The organism is Providencia sp. 2024EL-00732, from assembly GCF_044006275.1.
GTDB classification, from domain to species: Bacteria; Pseudomonadota; Gammaproteobacteria; order Enterobacterales; family Enterobacteriaceae; genus Providencia; species Providencia huashanensis.
In genome coordinates this window covers 582,085-594,844 of the sequence record NZ_JBIPDG010000001.1, presented here as the reverse complement: position 1 = coordinate 594,844, position 12,760 = coordinate 582,085, and the positions used below count along the sequence as shown (strand labels likewise).

Annotated in this window: 10 protein-coding genes; 4 read left to right on the top strand and 6 right to left on the bottom strand. The window is 40.1% G+C overall.

All coding sequences use genetic code 11. From position 1 onward, the window contains the following. Window positions 1-32: 32 nt before the first annotated feature. From ACHB7C_RS02760 to ACHB7C_RS02735, 6 genes are all read right to left on the bottom strand, one after another. A complete protein-coding gene (locus ACHB7C_RS02760) occupies window positions 33-776 on the bottom strand; it encodes a Slam-dependent surface lipoprotein (RefSeq protein ID WP_166684899.1) in 744 nt (247 codons plus the stop codon). Window positions 777-1,184: 408 nt separating this feature from the next. Beyond that, entirely contained in the window at window positions 1,185-2,306 is a 1,122-nt protein-coding gene (gene rnd / locus ACHB7C_RS02755) for a ribonuclease D (protein WP_042843875.1), read from the bottom strand. A gap of 85 nt (window positions 2,307-2,391) precedes the next feature. Next, complete coding sequence (gene fadD, locus ACHB7C_RS02750) at window positions 2,392-4,080, bottom strand: long-chain-fatty-acid--CoA ligase FadD (RefSeq protein ID WP_042843876.1); 1,689 nt, start codon at window positions 4,078-4,080, stop codon at window positions 2,392-2,394. Window positions 4,081-4,501: 421 nt separating this feature from the next. After that, complete coding sequence (locus ACHB7C_RS02745; RefSeq protein WP_042843877.1) at window positions 4,502-5,098, bottom strand: Slp family lipoprotein; 597 nt, start codon at window positions 5,096-5,098, stop codon at window positions 4,502-4,504. Between the two features lie 244 nt (window positions 5,099-5,342). Then, window positions 5,343-6,041, bottom strand: a complete 699-nt coding sequence (gene tsaB, locus ACHB7C_RS02740; protein WP_210855908.1) for a tRNA (adenosine(37)-N6)-threonylcarbamoyltransferase complex dimerization subunit type 1 TsaB — start codon at window positions 6,039-6,041, stop codon at window positions 5,343-5,345. 103 nt (window positions 6,042-6,144) lie between these two features. Next, window positions 6,145-8,061, bottom strand: a complete 1,917-nt coding sequence (locus ACHB7C_RS02735) for an ATP-dependent DNA helicase (protein WP_395346323.1) — start codon at window positions 8,059-8,061, stop codon at window positions 6,145-6,147. A 150-nt stretch (window positions 8,062-8,211) separates the two neighbouring features. On the opposite strand from ACHB7C_RS02735, the gene ACHB7C_RS02730 reads away from it, so the two are divergent. The 4 genes from ACHB7C_RS02730 to ACHB7C_RS02715 all read left to right on the top strand — a co-directional run bounded on the left by ACHB7C_RS02730 (window position 8,212) and on the right by ACHB7C_RS02715 (window position 12,697). After that, entirely contained in the window at window positions 8,212-8,559 is a 348-nt protein-coding gene (locus ACHB7C_RS02730) for a RidA family protein (protein ID WP_042843880.1), read from the top strand. Between the two features lie 356 nt (window positions 8,560-8,915). Beyond that, window positions 8,916-9,641 (top strand): gluconate 2-dehydrogenase subunit 3 family protein, encoded by a 726-nt coding sequence (locus ACHB7C_RS02725; protein ID WP_048607134.1) that lies wholly within the window; start codon window positions 8,916-8,918, stop codon window positions 9,639-9,641. A 2-nt stretch (window positions 9,642-9,643) separates the two neighbouring features. Continuing rightward, window positions 9,644-11,419 carry a GMC family oxidoreductase gene (locus ACHB7C_RS02720; RefSeq protein ID WP_048607132.1) on the top strand — a complete coding sequence of 592 codons (1,776 nt, stop codon included), beginning with the start codon at window positions 9,644-9,646 and terminating at the stop codon, window positions 11,417-11,419. A 12-nt stretch (window positions 11,420-11,431) separates the two neighbouring features. Continuing rightward, window positions 11,432-12,697 carry a cytochrome c gene (locus tag ACHB7C_RS02715; protein ID WP_166684898.1) on the top strand — a complete coding sequence of 422 codons (1,266 nt, stop codon included), beginning with the start codon at window positions 11,432-11,434 and terminating at the stop codon, window positions 12,695-12,697. Window positions 12,698-12,760 lie beyond the last annotated feature (63 nt).

Below are 12,760 nucleotides of genomic sequence, written 5' to 3'. Positions count from 1 at the left end.
TTTGCCTACTTGTCTTTATTTAAGTTTAATTATTAGTCTTTTTTGCCACCAAATGCGGTATCTAAGTGCTCATGACCCTTAAATGAAGTAATACCTGCAACTTGCTCTGCATTATCGCCAAATAACTGCCCCATACTACTACCTGTTATTGTATCATTCGCTATAGCATTACCACTGAATTTCCCTTGCTCTGCAATATTCCCCCCCATCGAAATACTTAATGTTTTCCCTTTTAATGAGCCTTTATACGACTTATGATTAAAATCAGCCGTGAATGAGCCTATTAGTTTTGTTTCACCATCAAATTGGTTGATTCCTTCTAGGGTATAATTGGCTTGCCCACTAGATGGAACCTCACTCATCGCGTTCTCACCCGAGAAATAAGCTGTGTGTGTTGTATCACCGTTTACCCCTGTCTGTGACCAATCACCGAAATATACTTCGGCATCCGCAACCTGACTAAATTGAAACTTGCCCATGTTACCATGTGGTATAGTAGTACCATCAAGAAGATAAACATTATCAGGCTTCTTAATATCACTACTTTTTAAGCCTGAAAATGATATAGTTTTTCCTCCTGCTATGCTTCGATAACCAATACCGGGGGTACCTAACGCACCACCGTGTGGTCCCATTGTTGATTCAGTTTCATCTATTCTTATATTTACCATATTATTATCATAACTTTGGCTTTGCCCTGAGATGGTTTCAGCCATAGTGCTACTAAAAAATACAGAGAATGTAACTGCTAATGTTAATACCGATATTTTTTTCATTTGTTGGGTCCTTTTCAATAGAAATTAACTTACCTTGTTAAATAAAAATGCACATTAAGAAAATATTATATTTTCCTTTAATGCGTAGATGTCAGTATATGAAATCACCTTTCATTTACAAATAAGCTTAATATAATTAGCTTTTTTATTATTTGGTGAAAAACAAAAATAATGGTTTATTTTCAGTTTATTAAAAAATAACCTTATAGTAATTAATTATATTATCCCCCTTTACTCTTTTTTGTTTGTTTATTTTTAAGAGTAAATTTAATTAAAAACCAATTTTTATTTAAATATAGCAGGCGATTAACTAGAATTTATTTGTTAGAGTGATTAAATGAAATGATAATATAACTGAAAAGGATGTTTTTAGTAGGTACAAGGGAAAACCCCCTGTACCTTAAACGATTATACGTTTGTTAGTAACTTTGAAATAGGTTTTGCAAGCAACTTTCCACGCCAACCATCGAGAAGCTCAGGGGGCGTTGCCGAAGTTTTTAGCCCCCAATGTAAAGAAAGTAACTGGTTAATCTGCCTTCTTGAGGCTAATAATTCTGCATTAAATTTTTCATTTTCAGCGATATCTTTGACGATAGCTTTAATTTCTTTAAAGAGATTTTTATATTCACTTTGTTCAGTAATATTTGCCACAGGTGCAGGATATTGGCTTGCATCAAGTTTTTTAGCTTGATCCACAATAGCTAACAAACGCTTACCGTGACAACGGATTTCTTGCCCCGTCAAACCTAAGCTATCAAGTTCGCCGAGAGAACCCGGTAAAAAACGAGCCACTTTCCACAAGTGCTCTTCTTTTACAACAAAGTTAATTGCCATATCACGAGCTTTTGCCTGATTTAATCGCCATGCCGCGAGTAACTGTAAACACGCGAGTTGTTCATCACGTAATTGCCAAGCATTATGAATATTTAGGTATGCTTTTTCCGGTTTGAGTGTTTTTTGACGACGAGCGACAACACGTTGGCACTCATCTTTAACATCTTCTAAATACCCAGCCTCCATCACTTTAGCCATCAGGATTTCAGCTAATGGTAGTAAATACAGCACATCCGCTGTTGCGTAATCACACTGTTTTTCACTCAATGGGCGCGCTAACCAATCAGTACGAGACTCACTTTTATCCAACTCAATTCCCAGATGTTCTGATACCAACGACGCAAAACCACACGAAATAGGATACCCTAAAAAAGCCGCTATAATTTGCGTGTCAATCATGGGTTCAGGAACGCAGCCGAAATCATGCATAAAGACTTCGAGATCTTCACTGCCCGCATGTAAGAACTTAATTTGATTTGGGTTAGTCAAAAGTGCTTTGAACGGGCTAAAATCCGTTATTGATAACGGGTCAATCAACGAAACTTGCTTTCCATCATACAGCTGTAGCAAACCTAATTGAGGATAATACGTTCTGGTACGAACAAACTCGGTATCCAACGCAAGCCATGGCGCATGGCTCGCTTCTTGACATATTTGGGCTAGTTCACTATCTGTAGTTACTAAACGATAATTCAAAACAAGTTTCTCTTTTTATATTTTCATCACAGTAACGCCGGTATAAACCGGCGTTACTTATTATCTTTATGAGACTAAACCATCATCATACTGGTGTTTTATCTCTTTGCAATTTTTCTTCATCACGCAGATCTTTACGTAAAATTTTACCTACGTTAGATTTTGGTAATTCATCACGAAATTCAAATAACTTAGGCACTTTATACGCGGTTAACGAACGACGGCAAAAGGTTTTAAGTTCATCAGCAGTTAAATTCGTATTTTTCGTCACAACAAACACTTTAACGGCTTCCCCTGTACTTTCGCTAGGAACACCAATTGCAGCGCATTCAATCACATCAGGGTGTGCCGAAATGACATCTTCAATTTCATTTGGATAAACATTAAAACCAGAAACAATAATCATGTCCTTTTTGCGATCAACAATGCGAATATAGCCTTCAGTATCTATTTCAGCGATATCCCCTGTCGCTAACCAGCCATCAACGATGGCCTCCGCGGTTGAGTCAGGGCGATTCCAATACCCTTTCATAACCTGAGGGCCTTTTACCCACATTTCACCGGGTTCACCAATGGCAACTTCATGACCATCATCATCAAGGAATTTAACATCAGTTGATGGAACAGGTAAACCAATACTTCCACTATAAGACGTTAAGGTATAGGGGTTCCCCGTCACTAATGGTGAACATTCTGTCAAACCATACCCTTCAAGCAAATGTTTCCCGGTGAGCTGCTGCCATTTTTCAGCCACTGCTTTTTGTACTGGCATCCCCCCACCAACCGAAAGACGTAAACGTGAAAAATCCAATTTCTTAAATTCATCATTATGAAGCCATGCATTAAATAATGTATTCACCCCAGTAATGGATGTAACAGGATAACGCCCTAATTGCTTCACCGTGTCTGGTACATCACGCGGGTTAGTTATAAGTAAATTGACTCCCCCAACATTGATGAATAACAAACAGTTCACCATCAGCGCAAATACATGGTAAAGAGGTAATGCAGTCACAACAAACTCTTCCCCAAACTTCAACACAGGGCCGTAAGCTGCTCTCGCTTGTTCTAAATTCGCTAACATATTGCGATGGGTTAACATCGCGCCTTTGGCAACCCCTGTTGTTCCCCCCGTGTATTGCAAGAAAGCCAAATCACTACCTGCAATGTTTGGTTTAATATATTGCATACGATAGCCATAATGCATTGCACGACGAAATGATATGGCATCGGGTAAATTGTATTTAGGAACTAAGCGTTTCACATACTTAACAACAAAATCCACAATGGTCGCTTTTGGTCGTGAGAGTTGATCGCCCATTCGCGTCAAAATGACATGCTTAACTTTGGTGTTATAAACAATTTTTTCTAGCGTATGAGCAAAATTCGACACAATCACAATCGCTGCGGCACCGCTATCGTTTAGTTGATGTTCTAGTTCTCGCGGTGTATACAGTGGATTAACATTCACCACTACCATACCTGCCCGCAATATCCCAAACAAAGCAATAGGGTACTGCAAGAGGTTCGGCATCATTAATGCAACACGATCCCCTTTTTTTAGACCAAGCCCATTTTGCAAATAAGCAGCGAAAGCACGGCTTCTTTCCTCCAGCTTCCGATAAGTCATGACTGCGCCCATATTGATAAATGCAGGCTGATCAGCATATTGAGAAACCGCGTTTTCAAGTAACTCAGCCAAAGAGGCAAAGCGATCAGGATTGATTTCTTCCGGCACATCAGTAGGGTAATTTTTTAGCCAGATTTTTTCCAAAATGTTACTCCTGAATTTAGTGAATTTATTATACTCAACACATGTTTTAACAAATTATTAACTCAGCGTACCAGTTTGAAAAACAGACAATGTCAAGGTTGAGACCTCTATCACTAAATAAATTTTATTCTTCTAAGAAAAAACAAGGCGGTCTATGCCGCCTTGTTTGTCTTAAGATTAATTAAATAGATGTAAATCTATACAAGATAACGTAATTATACACCGAACTACACTAAGTTTGGAGAGCTTATCGATGCTTAATAACTTGCCATATCAAAAAAAGATAGTTTTAGTGGTATAAAAGACTGCCGAAGAACGCCATTATTTATCTTCAAGCACAAAAAAAAGGCCATTACTTTAAAGGTAACAGCCTTTTCCTTTTTACTTAGTGAGTCTTAAGTTCAAAAACAGAGATAAAATATTACTCAGTTAAGTAAGTGTGAACCTGAGCCGGGCCGCCTGGATAGCCATATCCCCACCCCCAAGGATGGTTATAATAGTAAGGGTCCCCGTAGTAGCCATAATTCCACGGCCCACTCGGTGGTATCATAACACTTTGTGCAATATTCCAACGTTGAAAACCTGTCACATCTAAAGTGACATATTTGTAAGGAACTTGCCCGACTTTACCTGGTTGTTCACCAGTGATTTTACCGACTACCGTGACGTAACGATTAGTGAAATCACTCGGCTCACGGAAACCATTCAAATAAGCATATATACGACCAATAGATGGAGCATTGAGTTCAGGTGCAGCATCGTATTTACTCAATGCCATCACCGCAATTTCTAAGCGAGTCCTTGTCGGCTCATTTGCCACAGCAAGGACTTTTCCACCAAAGCGTGCCTCTTGACCAATATACATTTCAGGTGCATTTTGTACGGATGTTAAGTTATCCGTAGGGTTTTGTACCGACCCTTGAATTGATGCGGGTATCGAGACGCACCCTGTTAGTGCTAATACGCTTGCGACAAAAAGACCTTTAAGTGCAGTGCGGCAGTTTAATTCAATATTCATAGACCACCTCCGATTAGCAATAGTATAATTTTATATTGTGTTGTTTAAAATAGTCTTAATTTGAGACAACACAATATGTTAAACAGGCATACATTACCTTTTAATAATAACCTATCTTTTTAAACAATTCGATTTGTATTTTAATTTATCAAGATATTATGTATTACCTAAATTAGATAATAAATTGGCTATATATTTAGTGATAAGATACAGCCAATTCAATTTTTGATGACTTCTGCTGAACTTATTCTCTACCGGGCAATTTTTTCCAAGTCACTTCATTACGCAAATAAGTTGGTTCTACATTTTCAACTGCAATCGCTTTACCTTGTTGCCACAGCTGCGCAGCAATTGGCAGCATGTCTTGCGCATCAGGTAACGTCACCTGACTATCACTCAATGCCTTATCGCCTGCTAATAATGTTGGATAAGCTGCCCAACCTGTACCGGCATAGCACCATTGCCCAGTCAATGAGGTGAATTGGGCTTTAAAGTCATCAGGTTGTATAACAGCTTCTGTGCCTTCACCTAACCATTGCCTATCTACAACATATTGATATTGAGCACAATAGATTTCAGACATACGTGCATCAATGGCAACTAGGACTTGCGTTTGCCCCGTGAGACGTAATGCACCTTGAGCGAGAGTCATTAATGAAGAAACACCAATCATTGGCAAATCAGCACCTAATGCTAACCCTTGTGCTATCCCTACACCAATGCGCACCCCCGTGAAACTACCCGGGCCACGACCAAATGCTAATGCATCTAACTGGTTTAGCCCCATACCTGCTTCGGCCAAAACCTCTTCAACCATGGGTAAAACTTTTTGTGTATGTTCACGAGGGGAAATAGCAAAGCGTGAAATGATTTCACCATCACACCAAAGTGCAACTGAACATGCTTCGGTTGCTGTATCAACAGCAAGAATACGGGTCGACATGCCTAAACTCCGGCAAATTAATAATTTTTGATTAAAAGATGTTATGCATATTAACACAAACAACTTCCGTAACAGCAGAAAAACGCCAAGGAATTGACTCTTTTTAGGGAGACTGTCGCCTTTTTTCTTCAAGAAATTCGATAGCCTTGGTTACGCTTCTCGTCCGTGGAGATGGAGGAAGGCTGCGTAAAAATACCTCACCATAAGGACGAGTCACTAGGCGATTATCACAAATCACTATCACACCATAATCACTTGTATCACGAATTAACCGACCAACACCTTGTTTTAAGGTAATAACAGCATCAGGTAGCTGTACATCGGCAAAAGGGTCGCCACCGCGTAATTCACAGTCTTCAATTCGCGCCCTCAATAAGGGGTCATCTGGTGCCGTAAATGGCAGTTTATCAATAATCACACAAGTAAGTTCATCGCCACGTACATCTACCCCTTCCCAGAAACTACTTGTTGCGACTAACACAGCGTTTCCTGCCGCAATAAACTGAGATAACAGTTTGTTCTTACTGCTCTCCCCTTGCATTAATACGGGTAACGTTAATGAGGTTTTAAATTCTTCGGCTAATTCACGCATCATCACATGAGATGTACACAAAAAGAAGCACCGCCCTTGGTTTTTCTCGATTAAAGGCCGTAACATCGTTGCCAGTTTTTGCGCAACTCCGCGTTGATTCGGTTCCGGTAAAAAACGCGGCACACACAACAACGTTTGACGTTGATAATCAAATGGGCTCGCCAGTAATAATGTTTTGGCTTTAACCAAACCTAAGCGGTCTGTAAAATGACTTAGCTTTTCATTGACAGATAACGTTGCTGATGTGAAAACCCAACTCGCAGGTGTGCTATTAATCATCTCACTAAATTTTTCTGCGACCGTTAATGGGGTCAAAGCGAGTAAAAAATGACGTCCATAGCTTTCAAACCAATAACTGTAGCCAGCAATAGAAACATCTTTAAGCCGGTTTAGCCGGTTGCGATACATAGTTACTCGCTCGAAAATAGAATCTAAGCTTTGAGAGCGCCCTAAAGAGGTTTTAATTACCTCATAGCATAATTCTAATGAATCATCGAGTAATGTCAGCGCCCTTTGCACAGCAGGTAGCTTAAGTAAGTCACGTAAGTTCCCACGGAAGCTGTTTTCCCCCAAATTCAACCTAAAATCTAACGTGCTTTGCGTTAGCCTATCCGCACTTTTTTGCAGTTGTACTTGGTCTTTCAACTCCGTTCGATACGTCATGACCATGTCCCGGGCAAAGTCAAGTAATTGACGACTACTTAACTGTTGGCCAAAATATTGGCTGGCAATATCTGGAATTTGGTGTGCTTCATCAAAAATCATTACCTCTGCTTGGGGGATTAGTTCCCCAAACCCTGTATCTTTGACGACTCTATCCGCCATGAATAAATGATGATTGACGACGACAATATCCGCTTCTAAAGCTTTACGGCGAGCTTTGAGAACAAAACACTCTTTATAACGAGGGCAATCACTTCCCAGACAATTATCATTGGTACTAGTGACTAGTGGCCAAACCGGGCTATCCTCAGCAATATCATGGCAAGTACTGGTGTCGCCTAACTCAGACTCTATTGACCAACTACGTAACCTAACAACGGCAGATAAAATTTCTGGTTCGAGGCTTCCGCCACCTAATGATTGCTGATCTAACCTTTCTAAACACAAGTAATTGGAGCGCCCTTTCAATAAAGCTGTGCGCCCAGTATAGTTCATCGCTTCGATTATTGAGGGTAAATCCCGATGATATAATTGATCCTGTAGTGCTTTTGACCCAGTTGAAACAATAACTTTTTTCCCACTACGCAATGCTGGCACTAAATAAGCATAGGTTTTTCCTGTTCCCGTTCCCGCTTCAGCCACCAGCACCTGTTGCTGTTCAATCGACTCAGCTACGGCTTTGGACATAGTGACCTGAGCTTCACGAGGTTGAAAACCAGGAATTGTTCTGGCTAAAAAGCCATCCGCAGAAAAATCATCGTGCACAACAAAAACCTATTTATCAAAAAAATGAGTAGCACACTTTACCATGAGTTGGCTTACCCTGCTGAGCTAATTAATACTTGGTTGAACAACTGATTTTCATCCGGCTATCAAGCTGCTATTCTTGAGTTACATGTATAATAAGGAATGATTATGTCCATTAAACGTATTGACCCAGATAATCGTTGGTCTGAAGCTGTTATTCATAATAATGTTGTTTACTACACCAGCGTGCCAGAAAACCTCGATGCCGATATCGTGGCGCAAACCGCCAATACACTTGCTGCAATTGATGTCATGTTAGAGCGTATAGGTTCGGATAAAAGCAAAATCCTCGATGCAACAATTTTCTTGGCTGATAAAGCTGATTTTGCTGGGATGAACCAAGCATGGGATGCATGGGTCGTTGCGGGAAGCGCACCTGTACGTTGTACTGTACAGGCATTATTGATGAAGCCTGAATATAAAGTTGAAATAAAGATAATTGCTGCAATTGATTGATTTTATATTTAAAAATAAGTGATTGTAGGGTTAGCTTAGGAGTCCTAGTAACGAAACTGGGGCTCTAAACTAAAAATATACCCTTTAAATTTAAAACTGCCTTCTGTCTGCAATCGCCCGCGAATAAAATAGCTAAAGCAGCATCCCAATTTTCTCAATCCAGCTTCCCTTATTAACAATTTATTGCCACTAAAATCTGCGTTTTGTTACATAAAACACATTTAGAAACCTTTTTTAGGCAAATATCCCTCATTAAAATAAACGACTATAAATTTTAGATAGTTCTATCTTATATCGCGCACTAAAAGAAACTTATGTGTTTATTTAAATTAATAGATCATAACTGGGATAGTAATATGAGCAAAAAAGAAAACGTACCTCCTAGGCGAATTTTTTTACAAAAAACATTAGCTATCATTCCGCTTACCGCGCTAGGCAGCAATCTAATAACCATGGACAGTTTAGCTGCTACATCTCATTCACCCAATAATTTATCAACGCTATATTCCCCGCTTTTTTTTAATGAAATTGAGTGGCAATTCGTTCTTGCAGCCACCAATAGGCTTATTCCTGCCGACCAATATGGCCCAGGTGCCGTCGATGAAGGCATCCCTATTTTTATTGATAAACAAATGGAACAACCTTATGGATATGGGCATCTTTGGTATATGCATGGCCCCTTTGCAACTAGTGTTCCAGAATTAGGTTATCAATCTCCGTTAACCCCTCGTGATTTATGGCGCAATGGGATTCAGGATGTCAATGTATGGTGTCAACAACACCACAATAAAATGTTCGCTGAACTAGAAACGGCAGAGCAAGATGAAATACTCACTCAGCTTGAAAATGGCGCGCTTGAACTTTCCTCCGTTCCAAGCGAACTGTTCTTCACACAAATGCTTGAAAATACAAAAGAGGGCTATTTTTCTGACCCGATTCATGGCGGAAATCAAACGATGGCTTCGTGGAAATTAATTGGGTTCCCTGGTGCTAGAGCTGATTATCAACAAGTTATGGATAATCCTGGTCAACCGTACCCATTAGGGCCCGTGAGTATTTCAGGTAAAAAAAGAGGAATATAGCCATGGAAATTAAAAAAGATCCTGTTGATATTGTCATTGTGGGTTTTGGTTGGACTGGGTCATTAATGGCCATGGAGCTCGCCAATACAGGTCTAAAAATAGTCGCTCTTGAACGAGGTGAAAAACGGGATACTTATCCTGATTTTGCTTATCCTCGAATTGCAGATGAATTGACTTATGGTATTCGACTGAAATTATTCCAAAATATATCTGGAGAAACCATTACGGTAAGGCATAAACAATCAGACACTGCGCTGCCTTATCGGCGTTTAGGCTCTTTCTTGCCCGGAAATGGGGTTGGTGGTGCGGGTGTTCACTGGAATGGCATGCTTTGGCGACCGTTACATGCAGATATCAAAATGCGCAGTACTGTTATTGAAAAGTATGGGGCTGACTTTATTCCATCGGATATGACTGTACAGGATTATCCTTTTAGTTATGAAGAAATGGAGCCCTATTTTGACAAATTTGAAAAAATTTGTGGAACTTCAGGCCAAGCCGGTAATATTAATGGCAAAATTTTGGATGGAGGAAACCCTTTCGAGTCTGAACGGAAAAACCCTTATCCAACTAAACCATTAAAAATGCAATATTCATCCATATTATTTAATGAAGCAGCAAAATCCCTTGGTTACCACCCTTTCCCAACACCAAGTGCTAACTGTACAGAGCCTTACGTCAACCCTTATGGCGTTCAACTTGGGGTTTGTAATTATTGTGGTTATTGTGAACGTTTTGGCTGTTTTAACTATTCTAAAGCATCCCCTCAAGCCTGTGTGCTCCCAGCATTAAGGCAACATAAGAACATTGAATTACGAACAAACTCACATGTTGTTCAAGTCAATATGGATTCGACGGGGAAAAAAGCAACGGGAGTCACTTATATAGATAGCCATGGGCAGCGTGTTGTACAGCCAGCAGACCTTGTTATCTTAAGTGCATTCCAATTACATAATGTCCGACTACTTTTGTTATCGAATATAGGAAAACCTTATAACCCTACTACAGGAGAAGGGGTTGTCGGTCGTAACTTTGCTTATCAAATGAACGGTGGAGTCACTTTATTTTACGATCAAAACCAATTCATGAATCCATTCGCCGCCGCGGGCTGCACAGGTAGTTTTATTGATAACTATAACGCTGAAAATTTTGACCATAGCCAACTAGGCTTTATCGGCGGTTCAACAATATCGACGACAACTTCAGGTGGACGCCCTATTCAGCAAATGACGATACCAAAAGATTCGCCAACATGGGGAACAGGTTGGAAAAAAGCTATTAAAGAAAATTATTTACACTCAATGCATATTGGGGCCTCAGGGTCTGTCATGCCTTATAAACAATGTTACCTAGACCTTGATCCAACTTACCAAGATAAGCATGGCCTACCACTGTTAAGAATGACATTCGATTGGCAACCCAACGAATTGAAAATGACTAACTTTGTCGGTTCTAAGGCTGAAGAAATAACAAAAAGAATGAACCCTAAACATTATGAAATGGGGTTTATGTCAATGGATGCACATTATGATGTACGCCCATACCAATCAACCCATACCACCGGTGGTGCAGTGATGGGTGACTCCCCACAAAATAGTGTCGTAAATAAGTACATGCAAACTTGGGATGTTCCCAATGTATTTGTATTAGGGGCTTGTTGTTTTCCACAAAACCTTGCTTATAACCCAACCGGGATAGTGGGTGCGACAGCACTGTTTGCTGCAAACGCTATACGTGAACTTTATTTACCAAACCCAGGTCCTTTGGTTCAAGCCTAAATAAAGGGGAATATGATGGGTAAGCTAAAAATAAACTCTCTATTATTGATTATTGGCCTTTGTAGCATTGCAGCCAAAGCAGACAATAATTTCACTAATGGTCAACAGTTGGTCGCAGCTGGAGATTGTATTTCTTGTCATACCGCTAAAGACGGAGCTCCTTTCGCGGGAGGATTAAAGATGATCACCCCAATTGGGGCCGTTTATTCTTCAAATATCACACCAGATAAAACGTTTGGTATCGGTAATTATAGTTATGATGACTTCGTTAAGGCAGTACGTGAGGGGGTTGCCAAAGACGGCCGTAACCTCTACCCCGCGATGCCTTATACTTCATATGCAAAAGTGACTGACCAAGATATGCGCATGATTTATGATTATTTCATGACGCAAGTTAAACCCGTAAAGCAAGCCAACTTAGAAAGTGATATCCCTTGGCTAATCAGTATGCGCTGGCCGCTGGCTGTCTGGAATGAAATCTACTTAGACAATAGTATTTATCAAGCAGACAATTCAAAAAGCGAACAATGGAATCGAGGTGCTTATTTAGTTCAAGGGTTAGCGCATTGTGGGGCCTGCCATACCTCTAGGGGGATTGGATTCGCAGAAAAAGCACTAGACCAATCTGATCAGACTTATTTAACAGGGGCACTAATCGATAACTGGTATGCACCTGACTTAACTGAAAATGCGATAAGTGGATTAGGTAATTGGTCTAAGCAAGATATCATTCAATTTTTAAAAACTGGCCATAATGATAAAAATGCCGCATTTGGCTCAATGTCTGATGTGATTAAAAATAGTACACAATATTTGTCAGATGAAGACCTAACGTCAATAGCCGTGTATTTAAAATCATTAACATCAACGAGTAAACACTCAGCGTCTTCAACAACTAGCAACACAACCACTTCGTTAGTTGCCGGAGATATGAGCCAACCTGGTGCTCAAGAGTATATGGACAACTGTTCTGCATGCCATCGTATTGATGGTCAGGGTTATACTAAAACCTTCCCATCCCTTGCAGGCAGCCCAGTAGTCTTAAGTGAAAAACCCGACTCTTTGATAAGGATAGTATTAAATGGCAGCCAAGTCCCTGTGACTCAAGATGCACCAACCGGGTTAACTATGCCTGATTTTGCGTGGCGTTTAGATGACCTACAAATGGCTAATTTATTGACGTTCATCCGTAGTAGTTGGGGGAATAATGCAGAGAAAGTGACGGTTAGTGATGTCAAATCAGTGCGAGATGCAACTACGACAAAAGGCAAAAATTAAAAGAATATACTTTTAACGTATTGATAGATAACAATAAGCCCAAGCCGAACTCCTCAGCCCGAC

What these genes read in the sequence shown, in the direction of transcription:
- ACHB7C_RS02760 (WP_166684899.1), bottom strand. Translation starts at nt 776, where the DNA reads ATGAAAAAAATATCGGTATTAACATTAGCAGTTACATTCTCTGTATTT.
- ACHB7C_RS02745 (WP_042843877.1), bottom strand. Translation starts at nt 5,098, where the DNA reads ATGAATATTGAATTAAACTGCCGCACTGCACTTAAAGGTCTTTTTGTC.
- tsaB (WP_210855908.1), bottom strand. Translation starts at nt 6,041, where the DNA reads ATGTCGACCCGTATTCTTGCTGTTGATACAGCAACCGAAGCATGTTCA.
- ACHB7C_RS02730 (WP_042843880.1), top strand. Translation starts at nt 8,212, where the DNA reads ATGTCCATTAAACGTATTGACCCAGATAATCGTTGGTCTGAAGCTGTT.
- ACHB7C_RS02725 (WP_048607134.1), top strand. Translation starts at nt 8,916, where the DNA reads ATGAGCAAAAAAGAAAACGTACCTCCTAGGCGAATTTTTTTACAAAAA.
- ACHB7C_RS02720 (WP_048607132.1), top strand. Translation starts at nt 9,644, where the DNA reads ATGGAAATTAAAAAAGATCCTGTTGATATTGTCATTGTGGGTTTTGGT.
- ACHB7C_RS02715 (WP_166684898.1), top strand. Translation starts at nt 11,432, where the DNA reads ATGATGGGTAAGCTAAAAATAAACTCTCTATTATTGATTATTGGCCTT.